The organism is Streptomyces sp. NPDC002867 (assembly GCF_053591895.1).
Map to the genome: position 1 here is coordinate 67932 of NZ_JBSFUR010000013.1, position 21836 is coordinate 89767.

The following is a 21836-nucleotide window of genomic DNA, read 5'->3' on the forward strand; positions in this document are numbered from 1 at the left end:
GCGCCCTACACGGGTGGTGGTGGGCGACGGGTGGGGTCTGCTTTCCCGTATCAAGGGACCGCGCGACCTGGACCGGCTCGGCCCGGAGCAGTTGGAGCAGCTGGCCGCAGAAATCCGGACCTTCCTGGTGGACGCCGTCTCCAAGACCGGCGGCCACCTCGGCCCCAACCTGGGTGTGGTCGAGCTGACGATCGCGCTCCACCGTGTCTTCGAATCCCCCAAGGACAAGGTCCTCTGGGACACCGGTCACCAGAGCTATGTGCACAAGCTGCTGACCGGCCGTCAGGACTTCTCGAGGCTGAAGATGAAGGGCGGCCTGTCCGGCTACCCCTCGCAGGCGGAGTCCGAGCACGACATCATCGAGAACTCGCACGCCTCCACCGTTCTCGGCTGGGCCGACGGACTCGCCAAGGCCAACCAGGTCCTGAAGAAGGACGACCACGTGGTCGCCGTCATCGGCGACGGCGCGCTCACCGGCGGCATGGCCTGGGAGGCGCTGAACAACATCGCCGCGGCCAAGGACCGCCCGCTCGTCATCGTCGTCAACGACAACGAGCGCTCCTACGCCCCCACCATCGGTGGCCTCGCCGACCACCTGGCCACCCTGCGCACCACCGACGGCTACGAGCGCTTCCTCGCCCGCGGCAAGGACATCCTGGAGCGCACCCCGGTCGTCGGCAAGCCGCTCTACGAGACGCTGCACGGTGCCAAGAAGGGCCTGAAGGACTTCATCGCCCCGCAGGGCATGTTCGAGGACCTCGGCCTGAAGTACGTCGGCCCCATCGACGGCCACGACATCGAGGCCCTGGAGTCCGCTCTCGCCCGCGCCAAGCGCTTCGGCGGGCCGGTCATCGTGCACTGCCTCACCGAGAAGGGCCGCGGCTACCAGCCCGCCCTCGCGGACGAGGCCGACCGCTTCCACGCCGTGGGCAAGATCCACCCCGACACCGGTCTGCCCATCTCCAGCTCGGGCCTCGACTGGACCTCGGTCTTCGGCGAGGAGATGGTCAAGCTCGGCAAGGAGCGCGAGGACATCGTGGCCATCACGGCGGCGATGCTGCAGCCGGTCGGCCTCGACAGGTTCGCCAAGGCCTTCCCCGACCGGGTCTACGACGTCGGCATCGCCGAGCAGCACGGCGCCGTGTCCGCGGCGGGCCTCGCCACCGGCGGCCTGCACCCCGTCTTCGCCGTCTACGCGACGTTCCTGAACCGCGCCTTCGACCAGGTCCTCATGGACGTGGCCCTGCACAAGTGCGGCGTCACGTTCGTCCTCGACCGGGCCGGCGTCACCGGCACCGACGGCGCCTCCCACAACGGCATGTGGGACATGTCGATCCTCCAGGTCGTCCCCGGCCTGCGGATCGCCGCCCCCCGCGACGCCGACCAGGTCCGCGCCCAGCTGCGCGAGGCCGTCGAGGTCGACGACGCACCGACCGTGGTCCGCTTCTCCAAGGGCGCCGTCGGCCCCGCCGTGAAGGCCGTCGGCACCGCCGGCGGCATGGACGTCCTGCGGTACGCGGACAGCGAGCGGCCGGACGTGCTGCTGGTCTCCGTCGGCGCGCTCGCCCCCATGTGCCTGGAGATCGCCGCCCTGCTCGACGCACAGGGCATCTCCACCACGGTCGTCGACCCCCGCTGGGTCAAGCCCGTCGACGAGGCGCTCGCCCCGCTCGCCGAGCGGCACCGCGTCGTGGTCACCGTCGAGGACAACAGCCGCGTCGGCGGTGTCGGCTCCGCGGTGTCCCAGGCCCTGCGGGACGCGGGCGTCGACGTACCGCTGCGCGACTTCGGCATCCCGCCGCGCTTCCTCGACCACGCCTCCCGCAAGGAGGTCCTCGCGGAGATCGGGCTGACCGCGCCCGACATCGCCCGCCAGGTCACCGGACTCGTCTCCAGGCTGGACGGCCGGATCGACAGCGAGGCGGTCGAGCCCGCCCGCGACTGAGCTCACCCATCTGCGCACACGTTGGGCCGGACGGAGCACCCTCAGGGGTTTCCGTCCGGCCCTTTCGTGTGAAACGCACTGCGAGGGCGGGCGCGGTCCCGTGCCCCTCTCGATCATGGGTATACGGCCATGGCTACGGAGGTACGCCGGTGAGCACAGAGCAGAAGCGCCCCCAGAGCACCGGGGTGTTCCGCACCAAGACTGTGGAGCAGTCCATCCGCGACACCGAGGAGCCCGAGCATGCGCTGAAGAAGAGCCTGTCCGCATGGGACCTCACGATTTTCGGTGTCGGCGTCATCATCGGCACGGGCATCTTCGTCCTCACCGGCATCGCGGCCCGCAACAACGCGGGACCCGCCACCGCACTCTCCTTCGTGGCCGCGGGCGTCGTCTGTGCCCTCGCGGCGCTCTGCTACGCCGAGTTCGCGTCCACCGTGCCGGTGGCCGGCTCGGCGTACACCTTCTCCTACGCCTCGATCGGGGAACTGCCCGCCTGGATCATCGGCTGGGACCTGGTCCTCGAATTCGCTCTCGGCACGGCCGTGGTGGCGGTCGGCTGGTCCGGGTACGTACGCAGCCTCATGTCCACCAACCTCGGCTGGGACATGCCCGTCGCTCTGTCCGGGCCGGACGAAGGAGGCTCCTTCGACTTGCTGGCCTTCCTGCTCGTCCTGGCGCTGACCGCCATCCTGGTCGCCGGGACGAAGCTCTCGGCCCGGATCACCGCGATCGTGGTCGCCGTCAAGGTCACCGTCGTGCTCATGGTCATCGTCGCGGGCCTGTTCTTCATCAAGGCCGACAACTACTCCCCGTTCGTTCCCCCGGCCGAGCCGCAGCCCGCCGGCGGCGGCCTCCACGCGCCACTGATCCAGGTGCTCTTCGGCTACGAGCCCACCAACTTCGGCGTCATGGGCATCTTCACCGCGGCCTCCCTCGTCTTCTTCGCCTTCATCGGCTTCGACGTCGTGGCCACCGCCGCCGAGGAGACCAGGAACCCCCAGCGGGACATGCCGCGCGGCATCCTCGGCTCGCTGTTCATCTGCACGGTGCTCTACGTGGCCGTGACGCTGGTGGTCACCGGTATGCAGTTCTACAGGGAGATGTCGCCGACGGCCCCGCTCGCCGACGCCTTCAAGTCCGTGGACCAGCCCTTCTTCGCGGGTGCGATCAGCCTCGGCGCGGCCGTCGGCCTCATCACCGTCTCCATGATCCTGCTGCTCGGCCAGACCCGGGTGTTCTTCGCGATGAGCCGTGACGGGCTGCTGCCGCGCTTCTTCTCCATCACCCACCCGAAGTACCGCACCCCCTACCGGGCGACCCTTCTGCTCGGTGTGGTGATCGCCGTCATCGCGGGCTTCACCAGCCTCGAGAATCTCGCGGAACTGGTGAACATCGGAACGCTCTTCGCCTTCGTCGTCGTGGCGCTCGGCGTCATCATCCTGCGCCGCACCCGGCCCGATCTGCACCGAGCCTTCCGTACCCCGTGGGTGCCGCTGATCCCGATCCTGTCGATCGCGGCCTCGCTCTGGCTCATGCTCAACCTGCCGACCGAGACCTGGATCCGGTTCGGCATCTGGATGGCCGTCGGCATCGTCGTGTACTTCGTCTACGGACGGTCCCGCAGCCGTCTCGGGCGGCTCGGACCCGACGCCACATTCTGACGATCCCGCCGGTTCCGGCCCCGTACGCCTCCGGGTGTGCGGGGCCGGAGCGCGTCCCAGGAGTGCCGCCGGACGGATGAACCAGGCGCTTTTGACGAGTTTGAGAATTGACGCTCCATCGCACGATGAGAATTCTTGGGCGCACCCAAAGAGCCCGCGTTCATCAGGCGAGGAAGAATGCAATCCATTTCGAAGTGGAGCGTGGTGGCGGCAACGGCGTTGTCGCTCGCGACTCTCGCCGGTTCCGCCTCTGCGTCCCATGAGCCGTACCCCCTGGACTGGGGCATGGACGTCAAGCGCAAGGAAGTCATCAGCCTGACGTCTACGGGCACAGGAACCACGGTGGTCGACAACGGGACACCTGGACGCGGGATCGGCGATCAGATCATCATCACCGCGAACCTCTTTCGCGGAGGTGTCAGCTATGGCACCGAGGGAGCAGTGTGCACCCGAGTGGCAGCGCGGACCACTCACTGCACAGGCACTTTCAGCCTTCCCCGGGGGCAGGTGACGTGGCAGCACCTGCAGACCACGCCTGCCGGCGCCCCGCCCAGCGACTTCGATCTCGCCATCACCGGCGGCACCGGCGCGTACGCCACGGCCCGTGGCCATGCTCACGTCGCCAGCATCTCAGAGTCAGGTGGAGCCCTCACCCTCTATCTCGTGCGCTGACCTGTTGGTGTTGCCCGGGTCAGGGCAGGGACTCGGTGCGATTCCTAGGGGGGACCGGTCCGCCGGCGCACCGAGCGGGGGCCGGCGCAGTCGGCCCCGGCTGCCGCCACGCGTGCCCTCAGGCCGCGGTCGGCCGTGACCACCACGCAGGGCCGGCCGGCGGCTGCCGCCGTGGCCGCAAGCTCGGCGATCAGGTCGTCACCGCTCCCGGAAGCGGACTCGACCCGGACCCCCGGAACCGACGCGACGCCCCGCGCGGCCCCCTCGACGACCAGGACGACCTCGACCGGACCCGCCACGGCCGACTGCCCGCCGGGGGCCGCCAGCGAGTCGCGCAGCCGTTCGGCGGCTCCGCGCCGGTCCTGCCACCACCGGTCCGGAACCGAGCCGACGACATTGGCGCCGTCCACGACGAGAAGGGTCTCCATCACCTCAGCCTCGCACGCCCGCGCCGTGGCCGAGAGAGTGTCAGCCGCCGTGTGCCGGGGACTTCTTGGCCGACTCCGGGATCGCGGTGTCGTTGCGTATCGCCTTCCACAGCTCGGTGGCCTGGGGCTCCGCGGCGACGACGCGGTTCGGGTCCTGGGTGTCGTACCGCACCGGCAGCATGAGCGTCTCCATGGAGGCCGGGTCGACGCCCTTCATGCTGCGGGCGAAGTCGGCCAGCGCGGTGAGGGAGGCCAGTTCGGAGTCGGTCGTCAGCGACTTGGTGGCGGCGTCGGCGATCGTGTACGTCTTGCTCGGGCTGCCCAGCAGGTCCTGCTTCTTGACCTCGCTGAGCAGGGCGACCAGGAACTGCTGCTGCAGCCCGATGCGGCCGAGGTCGCTGCCGTCCCCGACGCCGTGCCGGGTCCGTACGAAGGCCAGTGAATCGGTGCCGTCCAGCCGGTGGGAACCGGCGCCGAGGTCGAGGCCGCTCGACGTGTCGCGGATGGGCTCGTCCAGCTCGACGGTCACGCCGCCGATCGCGTCGACCAGGTCCTTGAACCCGGCGAAGTCGATCTCCAGGTAGTGGTCCATGCGCACGCCGGACATCTTCTCGACGGTTTTGACGACACAGGCCGGACCGGCCAGTGAGTAGACCGAGTTGAACATCACGCGCTGCCGGGACGGCAGGGTGGAGCCGTCGGAATCGAGGCACTCGGGCCGGGTGACCAGCGTGTCCCGCGGGATGCTGACCGCGACCGCGCTGGACCGGCCCTCCGGTATGTGGATCATGAGCGCCGTGTCGGACCGGGCCCCGCCGGGATTGCCGCCCGCGAGGGCGGAGTTGCTGCCGGCGCGCGAGTCCGAACCCAGAACGAGCAGGTTCCGACCGGTGGTCGGGAGTTTCTTCGGCCGGTCGTCGCCGATCGCCTGGTTCAGGTCGACGGCCTTGATGTTCCCGTCGAGGCTGCTGTAGAGCCACCAGGCCGTGCCGCCGGCCGCGAGCAGCAGAACGAGCAGGACCAGGCCGATCGTTCTGCGCAGCCGCCGGCCGCGTCCGGCGCGGCGCCGGCGTCCTCCGTCCCCGCCTGCGCCGGCGCGCCGGCTCCGGCGCGCACCCGTTGTCGTGACGGTGTCGGTCATGCTCCTCGAGTCCTCTGCTCAAAAGTCCGCCGCGGCGGGGATGGGGACTCGGGTGGGGGGTGCCGGTCCACTACAGGTGGCTGACCATGCACTATAGACAGATTTTCGACTCCTCGTGGTCCCGGTTACATTCTTCGGGTTCACCGGATGGACACATCGCCTCCACGGTGTCGCCGCACACCGCGCAACTCGTACATGGAGCAGGACATTTTCGTGACTGAAGCACGCCCCGGAGTGGCCAAGGCCGTCATCCCCGCCGCGGGCCTGGGCACCAGGTTCCTGCCCGCCACCAAGGCGACGCCCAAGGAGATGCTGCCCGTCGTCGACAAGCCGGCCATCCAGTACGTGGTCGAGGAGGCCGTGGCCGCGGGGCTCGGTGACGTGCTGCTGGTGACGGGCCGCAACAAGCGGGCGCTGGAGGACCACTTCGACCGCAACTACGAGCTGGAGCACGCGCTCCGCCGCAAGGGCGACGGTGAACGGCTGTCGATGGTCCGTGAGTCGGCGGACCTCGCCACCGTGCACTACGTGCGCCAGGGCGACCCGCGAGGGCTGGGGCACGCGGTCCTCTCGGCCGCCGCCCATGTGGGCGACGAGCCGTTCGCGGTGCTGCTCGGGGACGATCTGATAGACCCCCGCGACCCGCTCCTCGCCCGGATGGTCGAGGTCCGCGAGGCACTGGGCGGCAGTGTCGTCGCGCTCATGGAGGTCGCTCCCGAGCAGATCCACCTCTACGGCTGCGCGGGCGTGGAGGCGACGGCCGACGGCGATGTCGTGCGTGTCACCGGCCTGTTGGAGAAGCCCGCGCCCGGCGAGGCGCCCAGCCGCTACGCCGTCATCGGGCGCTATGTCCTCGACCCGGCGGTCTTCGAGGTCCTGCGCCGTACGCCTCCGGGGTGCGGCGGCGAGATCCAGCTGACCGACGCGCTCCAGGAGCTGGCCATCCGCCCGGAGTTGGGCGGTCCGGTCCATGGGGTGCTCTTCGCGGGCCGGCGGTACGACACCGGCGACCGCGGGGACTACCTGCGGGCCATCGTCCGGCTCGCCTGTGAGCACGAGGACCTCGGCCCCGGATTCCGGGCGTGGCTGCGGGCCTGGGTCCGCGAGGAGCTCTGAGTCTCCGGAGCTCCGGGCTTCCGGGCCTCGCCGGGTGTCGGATACCGCACAGAAATAGTTTCCTGCTCAACGGAAAGAGGCGTCCGGATGTGTGTAATGTGATGGTCCTGTGAATAGCGAGTCAGGGAGCGGGTAGGTGGGGCGGGCCACTAGGGAAGAGCGCCGGCCTGCGGGCCGGGGGCGGCGCAAGGCCGCGCCCCGTCGTACCGTCGCCGGGCACAGCGCCCAAGGGGCCGGCGGGCGGGGCGGTGTCCTCCACGTCGTCGCCCACCCTGCCGACGTGCTGTCCCTCACCGGGGCTGAGGTCGGGCCCGCCCTCAGCGAGCCGGGCCGCCCGCTGACCGTGGTCTGCCTCGCGGCCGGTGACGCCGCGGGCCGCGCCGCTCTGCTCGACGCCCTGGGCGCCGGTGCGGGCTGGAGCCGCCGTGGAGAACGGCTGGCGGACGGCACGTCCCTGGACATCCACACCCTCTCCCCGGCATCCCGCATCGCGGTCTGCTTCGTCGACGCGGCCGGCCGCCTCGCCCGCGGCGCCGAGCGGGAACGGGCCAGCCTCGCGGCCGCGCTGCTGGAGCGTTTCCCGGCGGCGGTGCTCCGCACCACCGACCCCGATCCCGAACACATCGCCTGGGACGCAGAGGTCGCCACCTACGCCGATCACCCCGAGCACACGGCCGTCGCCGAGGCCGTCCTCGAAGCTGTACGGCTGCGCGCCGACAGGCCGGAGACCGCCGGGCTCGTCGTCGAGTGCTTCCGTGCCGCCGCGCCCTGCGACGAGCCCGGGGCCCCCGGCCCCGCGGTGAACCGGTACCCGGGCCGCCGTGTCTGGCTCACCCGCGGCACCGACGGGCGGCTCGCCGCCTACGCCGCCGTGGGCGGCGGCATCGTGCGCTGGACCGAGGAGAGGCCGGGCGGTCCCGGCTGGACCGAGTGGCGGTCGCCCGACACGCCGTCCCTCCTGCCGGTCCTGTCCGTGGCCCAGAGCCCCGAGGGCTGGGTCCATCTCGTCTCGCTGCGCCGGACGCCGGACCCGGCCGGGGGATCCCTGGTCGAGGTCATGCACGCGGTGCAGTACCAGAGCGGCCGGCCCGCCGCCCCGTGGCGGTCCCTCGGCAATCCCAACGGCAGCCACCCCGTGAAGAGCCGTGAAGTGGGCGTTCCGGCCGTCGTCGTGGACGCCGACGGCTGCCCGCACCTCTTCGCCCGCAACTTCGGACGGGGCGTCAGCTCCCGCTCGCAGGCCAAGGACGGATCCTGGGGCGGCTGGACCGACCGGCAGGGCTCGGGCGTGACCGACGGTCTCGCCGCCGTGCTCGACGACCAGGGCGGACCCGAGGTATTCGCCCCGTCGGACGAGGGAGTGCTGCGCTGGCACCGCGCCCCCGACGGGGACGGCCTGGTCCGCAGCCCGCATCCGCTGCCGCTGCTTCCGGTGCCCGGCTCGCCGCTCGCGGCCCAGCCGACCGGCGGCGGCCGCATCACGGTGTACGGCTCGGACGCCCGTGACGGCGCGCTCTGGGCGCTGCGCACGGACGGCGCCGCGACACGGATCGGGGGCGCCGGGGGAGCGGGCGTCACCCTCGCCCGGGCGGCGATCGACGGATACGACTGCACGGTGCTGCTCCAGCGCGCCCCCGAGGGCGAGACGGCGATCGCCGCGTATCCGACGGAACACGAACCCTCGGACCTGTGGTGGGAGCGGACGGGCGGACAGGGGGTCCGCGAACCGGCCGCGGCCGTCGACGCGTACGGCCGGCTGGTCGTCGCGTCGCTGGACCCGGACGGCCGCCTGCGGGTGGCGCGCCAGGACACCACGGCGCCAGGTCTACTGCTCGGCGGGTGGGTGACCGTCTGACACGAGGGGGATTCCTGGGGAGGGGTTCACGTCGGGGGCGGCAGGGGGCCGCCGCCGACGAGGGGCGCGGGTTCCGCGGAGCGGAACGCACGCGGCCCGTATTTGTCGATTGATCGTCATTCTTCTTCGCTCGCGGCGTCGTCCGGCTGTCCGGCGGCGGGCGCGAGTCGACGACACCTTTGCACGGAGGGGCTCATGACCATGTCTGGGCATGTGGCACACGCGGGGGCGGGGAGCGGTCGGGTCACGGACGCGGACGGGCACGACCGGCTGCCGCCGCCGCCCAGGATGCGGGTCGGCGAGGCCGACGACGAGGCGTACGTGTACCCGTCCGCGCGTCCGCTCGCCGCCCGGGAGATGAACCGTGCGGCCGTCGCGGAACTGCTCGAACACGTCGGCGTCCCGTACTTCGCGGTCCGCGGCACCTCCGACCACGGCACGGTCGTGGCCGTCGCCGAGGACGACCGCGACCGGGTGCTGGGCGGGATCTTCCGCTACATGTCGGCGTACCCCGGCCACATCACCGTGTTCCCTCCGGAGCCCGCCGCGGCCGGCCGCCCCGTCCCCAGCAAGGACCCACGGGCGTGGCGTGACATCCGCACCGCCGTGGCCGTGCGGCTGAGCTGGCTCCAGACCGACCCCGGCGGACATCTGGTCCTCGGCCACGAGTACGGCGGCACGATCGAGTTCTGGAGCCGGCAGGGCGGCAGCCTCGTCGCGCCCCGGGCCAACCGGGTCACCTGGTCGGTCGCGGCCGACAGCACCGACGTCGGCGGTGCCGGCAGGCTGTTCAGCCGCTTCGTCTCCGACCACACCCCCGCCGAGGACGGGCCCGCCCTCCTGACCCGGCCCGAGTTCCTCGTGCCCTCCGTCGAGGACATCTCCTTCCCCGTCGACGCCGTCTACACCTGGGTCGACGGCCAGGACCCGGCCTGGCAGCAGCGCAAGGCCACCGCCAAGGGCGAGGCCTACCACGCGGAATCGGCCAGCGACGCGCGCTTCATCAGCCGTGACGAACTGCGGTACTCGATCCGTTCGCTGCACCTCTTCGCGCCCTGGATCCGCACGGTGTACGTCGTCACCGACGACCAGGTCCCGGCCTGGCTGCGCGAGGACGTGCCCGGCATCCGCGTCGTCAGCCACCGCGAGATCTTCCGCGACCCGGCCGACCTGCCGACGTTCAACTCGCACTCCATCGAGAGCCAGCTGCACCACATCGACGGACTCGCCGAACACTTCCTGTACTTCAACGACGACATGTTCATCGGCCGGCCCGTCGCGCCGCACGCGTTCTTCACGCCCACCGGAACCGCCCGCTACTTCCCCTCCCGCAACCGCATCCCGCAGGGCCCCGTCGTGGCGACCGACACCCCCGTCGACGCCGCGTGCAAGAACAACCGGGCGCTGCTGCTGAGCCGTTTCGGCCGCGTGATCACCCAGCCCATGGAACACATCCCCTACGCCCTGCGCCGCAGCGCGATGTACGAGGCGGAGGCCGACTTCCCCGAAGCCTGGGCCCGCACCTCCGCCAGCCGCTTCCGGGCCATGACGGACCTGTCGCCCACCTCCTCCTTCGCGCTCTACTACGCGGCGCTCACCGGGCGCGCCCAGCCGGGCTCGATGCCCTTCACCTATCTCCAGCTGGCCGTACCGGACCTCGAGGACCGCCTCAAGCGGCTGCTGGAGGGCCGCAACCAGGACTCCTTCTGCCTCAACGACGCCTTCTCCACACCGGAGGACCTTCAGGCGCAGCAGGAGGTCCTCGACGGATTCCTCAACGCGTACTTCCCGACCCCGAGCCCGTACGAGAGATGAACAGGAGCCCACGCCATGTCTGAACCGGGGTCGATGAGCTCCGCCGCGGGCGTCTACCAGAAGATCGTCCCGCAGCCCATCCGGGCCCTCGCGGCCAGCCGCGTACCGCCGCGTGTGCGCCGCAGGGTCAAGTCCCGTCTCGCCCGCACCCTGGCGAGCCGCGAGTCGCGGCAGCACCGCCGCAGTCTCAAGCAGGTCAGGGACGCCCGGTTCGCCGCCCGGCCCGAGGGGCGGGCCCTGACGGACGACGGGCGCGTCGCGCACATCCACGCGCAGCTCACCGCGGACCGCGCGCGCCGGCTCGACCACGACCTGGTCACCGCCGCGTTCGACGTCGCGGGCATCCCGTGGTTCTCGGTGCCCCCGCTGGACGACCGGCGCACGGCGCTCGCCGTGCCGAAGGAGCACAAGGCCGCCGTACGGCGCGTGCTGCGGGCGCTGCTGGAGGAGCAGACGGGCTACGTCTGCTCGGTCTCCCCGGCCGACAACGCAGGGATCCTGATCCCCGGCAGCCATGTCAAGGCGTGGAAGCACTTCGCCAAGGCCCGCGTCATCCGGGTCATGTGGCTGCGCACCGAACCGACCAGGTCCCTGCTGATCGGCGAGGACCAGGGCGTCGAGATCGAGTTCTGGACCCTCAACACCGATCTCGCCGCACCCCGGCTCGTCGGGCCGCGCCCCAACCGCGTCCAGCGCGTGGTCGCCGCCGGGACCGCGACGGTCGGGATCGACCACCACCGGCTGACCGGATACGCCGACCTCGCCGCCGCGGGTGCGGCGACCCGGGTCCCCGAAGGCTTCGACGTCGTGCGGGTCGAGGAGGTCACCTTCCCCGTCGACGCCGTCGTCCTGTGGCAGCACACCGGGGCATGGGCCGAGGAGCTGCTGCGGGCCACCCTGCGCTCGCTGCACCAGTACGCCCCGTGGCTCGACGCCGTCCACCTCGTCGCGCTCGCCCCCCTGCCGCAGTGGGTGCGGTCCGGGGACTGGCTGACCGTCGTCGGCGCGGGACGGGAGGCGGAGGCACAGCTGCACGAACTGCCCGGCCTCGCCGAGCACTTCCTGCTGCTGCGCCCGGGCGCGGTTCTCGCCCGGCCGGTCCGTCCCTTCGACTTCTTCACCCCCCTCGGCGGCACGCGCCCGCGGCGCGGACCCTGGACGGCGGAGGAGGCCGCCGCGCCGTGGACCAGGACCGCGTACGCCTTCACCACCCGGGCCGTCGCCCACGGATTCGCCTGCGGCGTCCAGCCGTACAACCTCACCGTCCTGCGCGCGATCGCCGACGGCTACGACTGGACCGAGTACCTCGTCGACACCCAGACGGCGCCCCAGCTGACCGGCACCCACCCGCTCGACGGACTCGTCCACCACGCCGCCCACTGCTCCGGCTACGCCGACCCCTCCGGCGCGGCCACCCTCGGCCTGCACGCCGCCATGCCCGGCGTGCAGCGCTGGCTCGACCGGCTCCTGGTGCGCAGGGACGCCCAGCAGTTCCAGCTGTTCGGACTGGCCACGGCCGAGGCGCGCAGCCGCGGCGGCACCGCCGCCGTCGTCGAGTTCCTACGGCGCTACTTCCCGGTCGAGAGCCCCTTCGAGCACCCGGCCGACGCGGACGCCGGCGAGGACGGAAGCCGATGACCGCGCTCAACCCCGAGGCGTCCTCGGCCGTCGGCGCCTACCGCGCCCTGCTGCCGGCATCCCTGCGCCGCACGATCGCACGCCGCGTGCCCAGGGGCCTGCGCTCCATCGTCAAGCGGCTGCTGCGCCGCATCCAGCTCGGCATCGGCCTGTCCCGCGCCCTGCGCGCCGTCCGGGCCCGCCGCCGCTGGCCGCATCTGTTCGCCCAGGGGGAGCGGCTGGCCGCGCTCGTCGACCGCGGCTCGCAGATCGCGCTCGTACGCCCCACCGCGTCCCCGCTCGGGCTGCGGGAGGCCAACCTCGAACTGGTCGTCTCCGCCCTCGAAGCGACGGGCGTCGACCACTTCGCGGTGCGCGGCACCTCCGAGTTCCGCACCTGCCTCGCCGTGTCCGCGGCCGACCGGGCACGGGTCGGCGAGGCCGTCGCCGCGGCCGGCCGGTCCACGCCGCTGTACGTGGCCCGGTGCGAGGGCCCCGACGCCCACGGGCGCGCCGCCCTCGGCGGCTCGCGCCGCGGCCGCGCGACGGTCGCCGAGGCGTCCGCCGTACGCGTCGGCATGGTCTGGCGCGACCCGGGCGGCTCGCTGTCCCTGGGGCTCGAGTACGGCTGCGACATCGAGTTCTGGCGGCCCGAGGACGACCGGCTCGTCGCCCCGCGCCCCAACCGGACCACCGAGTACGTCGCCGCGGACGCGCCCCGCGTCCTCGTCCCCGTCAGCCGGCTCACCGGCTTCGCGGCGCTGCACACCCGCCGGACCCGCGCGGTGCGCACCATCGTGCCCTGCTCCGTCCCGCTGCCCGAGGACGTCCGCTTCCCCGTGGACGTCGTCTACACGTGGGTGGACGGCAACGACCCGGCGTGGCAGGAGCGGCGGAGCCGGTACGGCGAAGGCGGCTACCACGCCGAATCGGCCAACGCCGCCCGCTACATCAGCCGGGACGAACTGCGCTACTCGCTGCGCGCACTGGAACAGCACGCGCCCTGGGTGCGCCGGATCTACCTGGTCACCGACCGGCAGCGGCCGCACTGGCTCGACCCCCGCCATCCGCGTATCCGGGTCGTCGACCACACCGAGATCTTCGACGACGCCGACGCGCTGCCCACCTACAACTCGCACGCCATCGAGAGCCGGCTGCACCACATCGACGGCCTCTCGGAGCAGTTCCTCTACTTCAACGACGACATGTTCCTCGGCAGGCCCGTCACCCCCCAGGACTTCTTCCTGTCCAACGGCATGACACGGGTCTTCCTGTCGCCCTCCCAGGTCCCGCAGTGGGAACTCTCCCTCGGCGACCGACCGGTGGACGCGGCCGGAAAGAACAACCGCAGGATCCTGGAGGCGAGCTTCGGCTCGACGATCGTGCAGAAGATGCGGCACGCGCCCTATCCGCTGCGCCGCAGCGTGCTCTTCGAGATCGAGCGCGAGTTCGCCGAACAGCACCGGGCCACCATGCTCAGCCGGTTCCGCAGCGCCACCGACATCTCCATCCCCTCGTCGCTGTACCACTACTACGCGTACTTCACCGGCCGGGCCGTGCCCTCCGACATCGAGTTCGCGTACCTGGATCTGGCCCGGCCCGAGATCGAGCGGCGCCTCGGCATCCTGCTGGCCCGCCGCGACCGGCAGGCCTTCTGCATCAACGACACCGTCTCCGACGGGCGGGACACCGACCGGCAGTCGCGCATGCTCAGCCGGTTCCTGCAGGCGTACTACCCCGTCCCCAGTGCCTTCGAGCTGAAGGAGCCCCAGGAACGATGAAGGTCTCCTTCCTGATCAACAACATCTACGGCATCGGCGGCACCAACCGGACCGTGATCAACCTCGCCGAGGCGCTGTCCGCCCGTCACGAGGTGGAAATCGTCTCCGTGTTCCGCCGCGCGGCCGCCCCCAAGTTCGAGATCTCCCCGCAGGTCACCGTCCGGGCACTGGTCGACCTGCGCGCGGGCAGCGGCGCCGACCGGGGCGCGGCCGGCCTGGACGAGCCGACCGGCGTCGTCCCGCGCCAGGAGGAGTTCTACGCGCAGTACAGCAAGCTCTCCGACGAACGCGTCATCGGCCACTTGAAGAAGACCGACGCGGACGTGGTCGTCGGCACCCGGCCGAGCCTCAACCTCTTCGTCGCCCGCTTCACCCGGGACGGGGCCCTGCGCGTCGCGCAGGAACACATGACCCACCTCGCCATCCCGCCCGCCGTGCGCGAGGAGATGGCCCGGGTCTATCCCCGGCTGGACGCCGTCACCACGGTCACCGACGCCGACGCCCGCTCCTTCATGGAGCACACCCCCATCGCGGGCGTGCCCGTCGTCGGCATCCCCAACAGCGTGCCGCAGCCCGTCGTCACGCCGTCCGACGGCAGCCGCAAGGTCGTCGTCAGCGCCGGCCGCATGCACCACATCAAGCGGTACGACCTGCTGATCCGCGCCTTCGCCCGGGTCGCGGACGACTTCCCGGACTGGCAGCTGCGCATCTACGGCGACGGCAACGAGGCGGCCAAGCTGCGCGCTCTGGTCACCGAACTCGGCCTGGCGGGCCGGGCGTTGCTCATGGGCGGCTTCTCGCCGATCGAGTCGGAGTGGGCCAAGGGCTCCATCGCCGCGGTGACCTCCAGCGCCGAATCGTTCGGCATGACCCTCGTCGAGGCCATGCGCTGCGGGCTGCCCGTGGTGTCCACGGACTGCCCCGTCGGCCCCCGGGAGATCCTGCGGGACGGCGAGGACGGCATCCTCGTCCCCAACGGCGACACCGAAGCCGTCGCCGCCGCGCTGCACCGGCTGATGGCCGACGACGCGCTGCGGCGCGCCATGGGCACGGCCGCCCTGCGCAACTCCGCCCGCTACGACCCCGGAGTCGTCGCCGAGCGCTACACCGAACTCTTCGAGTCGGCCGCCGAGCGCCGCGCCGCGGCCGAGCCCAAGTACCGCAGGCCGTCGGCCAAGGCACTGGGCCGGGGACCGGGCAGCGACGCCCCGCCCGCCACCGTGCGCACCGCGGTGGTGCACACCGTCGCCGACGACGCCGGCTGGCTGCGGTTCACCGCCGACGGCCCCGACGACGGCAAGCACCGCTGGAACCTCCAGCTGCGCCAGAACCCCACCGGCGGCCGGCGCCTGCCCGACATGCCGTTGCGCACCACCCGCAGACCCCTGCCGTCCGGCGGCACGCGCTACACGGCCGCGCTCACGCCCTCCGCCCTCGAGGAACTCGGGGACGGCCGCTGGCGCGTCATGATGGTGTCCGCCAAGGGCGAGGCCGTCCACATGAAGGCCGGGATACGCGACACCCGGGCCCTCATGGCCGCCCGGGCCCGGCTCCTCGCCTCGCCCGCCGGCGCACCGGTCGTCTGGAACCTCCCGTACGCCCAGCAGGGCGGCAAGCTCATGCTGCGCACCGTCCACCGGGCCCAGCACGTGGAGTGCACCGCCGTCGACGTCACGGACGACGCCATCAGCGTCCGCGGCGTTCTGTGCGCCGAGCGTGCCGTCCTCCCGGGCGCCCGCTTCGTGCTCGTGCGCCGCGGTCACCACCGCGCCGAGATCTCCGTACCCGCCCACGCCACCGACGATCGCAGCTTCCACGCGGAGGTGCCGCTCCGCCAGGTCGTCGACGACCGGCTGGAGCGCTGGGAGGACTGGGACTGGTGGCTGCAGCCCAGCCCCGCCGACCGCCGCAAGGTGCGCGTCTGCCACCTCTTCGAGGACTTCCCCGACGTCAAGGGCGCCTACGCCTACCCCGCCGTCCCGGTGGCCGACGAGCCGTCGCGCTTCGTCGTCGTGCACCCCTCCCGTCCCGTACGGGTCCGTCCGTACTGCTCAGCCTCTGGAGCCATGGCCATGAATGTGGTGGACCGATGAACCGAGAACCGCGCTCGATCCTGCACATCGTCGCCCACCAGGACGACGACCTGTACTTCATGAACCCCGACCTGGTGCGCGCCCTCCAGGACGGCGACCGCATCACCACCGTGGTGCTCACCGCCGGCGAGGGCGACGGGATCAACGTCGACACCGACAATCCCCAGCGCCGCTCCGTCCAGCCCGACTTCGCCGGTTACAGCACCGCCCGCGGCTGCGGACTGCGCTCCGCCTACGCCCGGATGGCGACCGGCGACCGGACCAGCCCGTGGCGCCGCGAGCCCGTCGAGCTCGTCCCCGGGTTCGCCGTCGAACGCTTCACCTTGGCGGCGCGCGAGAACGTGCAGATGTTCTTCTGCCAGCTGCACATGGGCGCACCGACTCCCCAGGGCACCCGCACCCGCATCACCGACCTGTGGGCCGGGCAGATCCGCACCCAGGCCACCCTGCCGGTCCGCGGCTCGACCGTCGCCGAGGTACAGCACGTCTCCCGCGAGCAGGTCGTCGGCGGACTCGTGTCGCTGCTCGCACACATCGGGCCGACCACCGTGCGCACCATGGACCCCGACCCCGAACACGACGGCGGCAAAGAGGGGTTCGTCCTGTCGGACCATCTCGACCACACCGCCACCGCGCGGTTCGCGCTCGAGGCCCTCGCCCGCCACCGGGAGACGGCCCCCACCCCGCCCGTCGTCGAGCACTTCAGGGCGTACGCCAACCGGTTCTGGGGCTACAACCTGGACGCGGGCGCCGTCGAGGAGAAGGCCGCCTACCTCGCGACCTACGCGGGACTGGACGCCACCACCGCGTGCCCGCAGGGCACCTGCGACGCCTGCGGCGACCGCCAGCTCGGTCCCAACCCCTACCGCAGCACCCACATGCGCAGCGCCGCCTACCGCTACTCACCGGCCACGGACTGGCTGCGGCTCGGACCCGGCGGCCGGCTCAACGCCTTCGCCGTCCTCGGGGGCCGGCTGGCGCTCTGGACGGAGACCGGCCCCGCCACGGGGGAATGGCAGGGCCCGTTCACGCTCGGCGACGGATGGATCGCTCCCACCCTGGCGGTGGCCGGGGAACCGGGCGGGCCGGCCCACCTCGTGGCCCTGCGCCGCCGGGAGATGCCCGGCGGCGAGGTCGGCGTCGATCTCGTCCACACGACGCAGGACCCGGACGGCGGCGGGTTCTACGACTGGGAGAGCCTGGAGAACCCGGACTGGCACCACACGGACCCGCGGTTCCAGCGCGAGACGGGTGTGCCGTCCGCCGCGGTCGACGGCGCCGGCCGGCTCCACGTCTTCGTCCGCAACTTCAGCCAGGGCATCAGCATGCGCCGCCAGGACGATCGCGGCGGCTGGGGGCCGTGGGAGGACCTCGGCGGCTCCTTCGTCCAGGACGCCGGCACGGCGATCCGCAACGACCTGGGGGCCGTCGAGCTCTACGTTCCCGGGAAGGGTTCCGTGCACCGCTACCACCAGGCCGACATGGGCGCGCCCTTCGTCCGCGACGACACCCTGACCACGGGCAAGGTCGCCACGGGCGGGGTCACCGCCGTCAACTCCGGCGGCAACCGGACCTGTCTCTACTTCCGCGAGGCCGCCACCGGCCAGGTGATGGCCTACCGCCAGCACGAGAACGGGCGCTGGCCCGGGGCCGGAGCGGGCGTCGGCGGACACGCCGGCACCGGCGCGGTCGCCGCCCTGTGGGCGCCCGAACGCGGCGCCCGCGAGGCGTACCTGGCGCACCGCGGATCCCGCGGCCGGCTCGTCGTCTCGCTGCCGGTCCGCGACAAGGACGTTGCCGGAGCGCACTGGCGCGAACGCGGCGACATGCTCACGCACGCCCCGGCCATGACGCTCGACGCGGCCGGCGCCCTCGTGATCACCGCCGTCGGAACGGACGGCAGGCTCCACGTCCACCGCCAGCTCACGCCGGAGACCGGCAGCCCCCTGGGACCGGTCCGCATCGTGTGACGGACGGCCCGCGGACACGCGAACGGGCCGTACGGATACGTCCGTACGGCCCGTTCGTCTGACGGTGACCCCTTACGCGGGGACGCTGGCGACGCCCTGCGCCAGGAACCGCTTGCCGTTCACGCGCTCCGAGACGCCCTCACGGTCCAGGTACGGCGTGATGCCGCCCAGGTGGAAGGGCCAGCCGGCGCCCGTGATCAGGCACAGGTCGATGTCCTGAGCCTCGGCCACGACACCCTCGTCCAGCATCAGGCCGATCTCCTGCGCCACCGCGTCCAGGACGCGGGCACGCACCTGCTCCTCGGTCAGGACGGTGTCGCCCTGCTTCAGGAGCGCGGCGACCTCCGGGTCCAGCTCCGGCTTGCCGGAGTCGTAGACGTAGAAGCCGCGCTTGCCGGCCTCGACGACCGCCTTCAGGTTCGGGGAGACCGTGAAGCGGTCCGGGAACGCCTTGTTCAGGGTCTCCGAGACGTGCAGACCGATGGCGGGGCCGACGAGCTCCAGCAGGACCAGCGGCGACATCGGCAGACCGAGCGGCTCGATGGCCTTCTCGGCGGTGGCGACCGGGGTGCCCTCGTCGATGACGTTCTGGATCTCGCCCATGAAGCGGGTCAGGATGCGGTTCACGACGAACGCCGGGGCGTCCTTGGTGAGGACCGCGGTCTTCTTCAGCTTCTTCGCGACACCGAACGCGGTGGCGAGAGACGCGTCGTCCGTCTTCTCGCCGCGGACGATCTCCAGCAGCGGCAGGACCGCGACCGGGTTGAAGAAGTGGAAGCCGACGACGCGCTCGGGGTGCTTGAGCTTGGAGGCCATCTCGCTGACCGACAGCGAGGAGGTGTTGGTGGCGAGGATCGCGTGCGCCGGGGCGACCGCCTCGACCTCCGCGAACACCTTCTGCTTGACGGACATCTCCTCGAACACGGCCTCGATGATGAAGTCCGCGTCCGCGAAGCCCTCGGCCTTGTCGAGCACACCGGTCACCAGGGCCTTGAGGCGGTTGGCCTTGTCCTGGTTGATGCGGCGCTTGCCGAGCAGCTTGTCGATCTCGGCGTGGACGTAGCCCACACCCTTGTCGACGCGCTCCTGGTCGATGTCGGTCAGCACGACCGGCACCTCCAGGCGGCGCAGGAACAGCAGCGCGAGCTGAGAGGCCATCAGACCGGCGCCGACGACGCCGACCTTGGTGACCGGGCGGGCCAGGCTCTTGTCGGGGGCGCCGGCCGGGCGCTTGCCGCGCTTCTGGACCAGGTTGAAGGCGTAGATGCCGGAGCGGAGTTCGCCACCCATGATCAGGTCGGCGAGCGCGGTGTCCTCGGCGTCGAAGCCCTTCTGCAGGTCGCCGTCCTTGGCGGCCTCGATGATGTCGAGGGCGCGGTAGGCGGCGGGCGCGGCGCCGTGCACCTTGGAGTCCGCGATGAAGCGGCCACGGGCGACGGCCTGGTCCCAGCCCTCGCCGCGGTCGACGTCGGCGCGCTCGACCGCGATCTCACCGGTGAGGACCTTGGCGGTCCACACCAGGGACTGCTCCAGGAAGTCGGCGCCCTCGAAGATCGCGTCGGCGATGCCGAGCTCGAAGACCTGCGCGCCCTTGAGCTGCTTGTTCTGGTTGAGCGAGTTCTCGATGATGACCGAGACCGCGCGGTCCGCGCCGATCAGGTTCGGCAGGATCGTGCAGCCGCCCCAGCCCGGGACGAGACCGAGGAAGACCTCGGGCAGCGAGAACGCCGGGATCGCCTTGGAGACGGTGCGGTACGTGCAGTGCAGACCGACCTCGACGCCGCCGCCCATGGCCGCGCCGTTGTAGTACGCGAAGGTCGGCACGGCGAGGCCTGCGAGGCGCTTGAAGACGTCGTGGCCGCCCTTGCCGATGGCGAGCGCGTCCGAGTGCTGCTTGAGCAGCTCGACGCCCTTGAGGTCGGCGCCGACGGCGAAGATGAACGGCTTGCCGGTGACACCGGCACCGACGATCGCGCCCTCGGCGGCCTCCTTCTCGACCTGGTCGATCGCCGCGTCGAGGTTGGCGAGCGACTGCGGTCCGAAGGTGGTCGGCTTGGTGTGGTCCAGGCCGTTGTCGAGCGTGATGAGCGCGAAGCGCCCGGCGCCCGCGGGGAGGTCGAGGTGGCGCACGTGCGCCTGCGTGACGACCTCGTCCGGGAACAGCTCGGCCGCGCCCTTCAGGAGCTCAGTGGTGGTGCTCACTTGTTGCCTCCGGCGTCCTTGTGGTGCGGGTTCTCCCAGATGACCGTGGCGCCCATGCCGAAGCCGACGCACATGGTGGTCAGGCCGTAGCGGACCTCCGGCTGCTCCTCGAACTGGCGGGCCAGCTGCGTCATCAGACGCACGCCGGAGGAGGCCAGCGGGTGGCCGAAGGCGATGGCGCCGCCGTACTGGTTGACGCGCGCGTCGTCGTCGGCGATGCCGTAGTGGTCCAGGAAGGCCAGGACCTGGACGGCGAACGCCTCGTTGATCTCGAAGAGGTTGATGTCCTCGATCGTGAGGCCCGCCTTGGCGAGGGCCTTCTCGGTCGCCGGGATCGGGCCGTAGCCCATGACCTCCGGCTCGACGCCGGCGAAGGCGTACGAGACGAGGCGCATCTTGACCGGGAGGTTGTTCTCGCGGGCGAAGTCCTCGGAGGCGATGATCGACGCGGTGGCGCCGTCGTTGAGGCCCGCGGCGTTGCCGGCGGTGACGCGGCCGTGGACGCGGAACGGCGTCTTCAGACCGGCCAGGCTCTCCAGGGTCGTCCCCGGGCGCATCGGCTCGTCGGCGGTGACCAGGCCCCAGCCGGTCTCGCCGGCCTCGGGGTTGGTGCGGCGGACGGAGACCGGCACGAGGTCCTGCTGGATCTTGCCGTCGGCGTACGCCTTGGCGGCCTTCTCCTGCGAACGCACGGCGTACTCGTCGGCGCGCTGCTTGGTGATGTGCGGGTAGCGGTCGTGCAGGTTCTCCGCGGTCATGCCCATGAAGAGGGCCGACTCGTCGACGAGCTTCTCGCTGACGAAGCGCGGGTTCGGGTCGACGCCCTCGCCCATGGGGTGACGCCCCATGTGCTCGACACCGCCGGCGATGACGGCGTCGTACGCACCGAAGGCGATGGAGCCGGCGACGCTCGTCACGGCGGTGAGCGCACCGGCGCACATGCGGTCGATGGAGTAGCCCGGCACGGACTGCGGCAGCCCGGCGAGGATGCCCGCGGTGCGGCCGAGGGTCAGGCCCTGGTCACCGATCTGCGTGGTCGCCGCGATGGCGACTTCGTCGATCTTCTTCAGGTCGAGGGCCGGGTTGCGCCGCAGCAGCTCCCTGATGGCCTTCACGACGAGATCGTCGGCGCGGGTCTCGTGGTAGATGCCCTTCGGGCCCGCCTTGCCGAACGGGGTGCGGACGCCGTCGACGAAGACGACGTCCCTGACGGTACGAGGCACGATGGCTCTCCTCCAGGGTGCGGGGTTGCACTGCTGCGGCGCACACGCCTGAGCGTGCGCTTGCTTCTCTCATGCTACTTGTGGGTAACCATGCTGCCCAGTCCCCCGGGGGGCGGGGCGGTGAAGGTCACACGTCAGGGTGGTGTCCGCGGGCTCGCCCGGTGGGGATCGCGGGTTCGGGATGCGGCGTGATGGGGGCGCTCCGGCGGGGCGGGGGCCGCGCCCGGAGGGCCGGCTGCGGCGCGACAGAGGAGATGTCGCCCGGCCGGGGCCGCGCTGCCAAGGCCGTTCGGGCGGCAGACGCCGTGCCCCTGCGC

14 protein-coding genes are annotated in these 21836 nt (G+C 71.8%); 10 read left to right on the forward strand and 4 right to left on the reverse strand.

What is annotated here, in order from left to right:
* The first annotated feature begins 37 nt into the window (after nt 1-37).
* From dxs to ACWD0A_RS15335, 3 genes are all read left to right on the forward strand, one after another.
* On the forward strand, nt 38-1945 hold the full coding sequence (gene dxs, locus ACWD0A_RS15325; RefSeq protein ID WP_451298389.1) for a 1-deoxy-D-xylulose-5-phosphate synthase: 1908 nt from the start codon (nt 38-40) through the stop codon (nt 1943-1945).
* 149 nt (nt 1946-2094) lie between these two features.
* Nucleotides 2095-3606, forward strand: a complete 1512-nt coding sequence (locus ACWD0A_RS15330; RefSeq protein WP_451298223.1) for an amino acid permease — start codon at nt 2095-2097, stop codon at nt 3604-3606.
* A 285-nt stretch (nt 3607-3891) separates the two neighbouring features.
* Entirely contained in the window at nt 3892-4278 is a 387-nt protein-coding gene (locus tag ACWD0A_RS15335; protein WP_451298225.1) for a hypothetical protein, read from the forward strand.
* 44 nt (nt 4279-4322) lie between these two features.
* Here ACWD0A_RS15335 and ACWD0A_RS15340 read toward each other — a convergent pair whose 3' ends face one another.
* Both ACWD0A_RS15340 and ACWD0A_RS15345 read right to left on the reverse strand, forming a co-directional pair.
* On the reverse strand, nt 4323-4706 hold the full coding sequence (locus ACWD0A_RS15340) for an NTP pyrophosphohydrolase (RefSeq protein WP_451298227.1): 384 nt from the start codon (nt 4704-4706) through the stop codon (nt 4323-4325).
* 40 nt (nt 4707-4746) lie between these two features.
* On the reverse strand, nt 4747-5847 hold the full coding sequence (locus ACWD0A_RS15345; RefSeq protein WP_451298229.1) for an LCP family protein: 1101 nt from the start codon (nt 5845-5847) through the stop codon (nt 4747-4749).
* Nucleotides 5848-6042: 195 nt separating this feature from the next.
* Here ACWD0A_RS15345 and galU point away from each other — a divergent pair, with 195 nt between their 5' ends.
* The 7 genes from galU to ACWD0A_RS15380 all read left to right on the forward strand — a co-directional run bounded on the left by galU (nt 6043) and on the right by ACWD0A_RS15380 (nt 18094).
* Nucleotides 6043-6963, forward strand: coding sequence for a UTP--glucose-1-phosphate uridylyltransferase GalU (gene galU, locus ACWD0A_RS15350; RefSeq protein WP_451298231.1), 921 nt, complete (start codon nt 6043-6045; stop codon nt 6961-6963).
* A gap of 136 nt (nt 6964-7099) precedes the next feature.
* Nucleotides 7100-8818, forward strand: a complete 1719-nt coding sequence (locus ACWD0A_RS15355; protein WP_451298233.1) for a hypothetical protein — start codon at nt 7100-7102, stop codon at nt 8816-8818.
* Nucleotides 8819-9013: 195 nt separating this feature from the next.
* Nucleotides 9014-10633: a stealth family protein gene (locus ACWD0A_RS15360; RefSeq protein ID WP_451298235.1), complete on the forward strand. Its 1620-nt coding sequence runs from the start codon at nt 9014-9016 to the stop codon at nt 10631-10633.
* A gap of 15 nt (nt 10634-10648) precedes the next feature.
* The gene (locus ACWD0A_RS15365; RefSeq protein WP_451298237.1) at nt 10649-12271 is read left to right on the forward strand and encodes a sugar phosphotransferase; all 1623 of its coding nucleotides are present in this window, start codon (nt 10649-10651) and stop codon (nt 12269-12271) included.
* Nucleotides 12268-14031, forward strand: a complete 1764-nt coding sequence (locus ACWD0A_RS15370; RefSeq protein WP_451298239.1) for a stealth family protein — start codon at nt 12268-12270, stop codon at nt 14029-14031. Before ACWD0A_RS15365 ends, ACWD0A_RS15370 begins: the two co-directional genes overlap by 4 nt.
* The gene (locus ACWD0A_RS15375) at nt 14028-16124 is read left to right on the forward strand and encodes a glycosyltransferase family 4 protein (RefSeq protein WP_451298241.1); all 2097 of its coding nucleotides are present in this window, start codon (nt 14028-14030) and stop codon (nt 16122-16124) included. The genes ACWD0A_RS15370 and ACWD0A_RS15375 overlap by 4 nt, the downstream gene beginning before the upstream one ends.
* On the forward strand, nt 16121-18094 hold the full coding sequence (locus tag ACWD0A_RS15380; RefSeq protein WP_451298243.1) for a hypothetical protein: 1974 nt from the start codon (nt 16121-16123) through the stop codon (nt 18092-18094). The genes ACWD0A_RS15375 and ACWD0A_RS15380 overlap by 4 nt, the downstream gene beginning before the upstream one ends.
* Nucleotides 18095-18166: 72 nt before the next feature.
* Here the strand turns inward: ACWD0A_RS15380 and ACWD0A_RS15385 are convergent, their stop codons facing one another.
* A complete protein-coding gene (locus tag ACWD0A_RS15385) occupies nt 18167-20296 on the reverse strand; it encodes a 3-hydroxyacyl-CoA dehydrogenase NAD-binding domain-containing protein (protein WP_451298245.1) in 2130 nt (709 codons plus the stop codon).
* Nucleotides 20293-21519, reverse strand: coding sequence for a thiolase family protein (locus ACWD0A_RS15390; RefSeq protein ID WP_451298247.1), 1227 nt, complete (start codon nt 21517-21519; stop codon nt 20293-20295). The genes ACWD0A_RS15385 and ACWD0A_RS15390 overlap by 4 nt, the downstream gene beginning before the upstream one ends.
* Between the last annotated feature and the right edge of the window lie 317 nt (nt 21520-21836).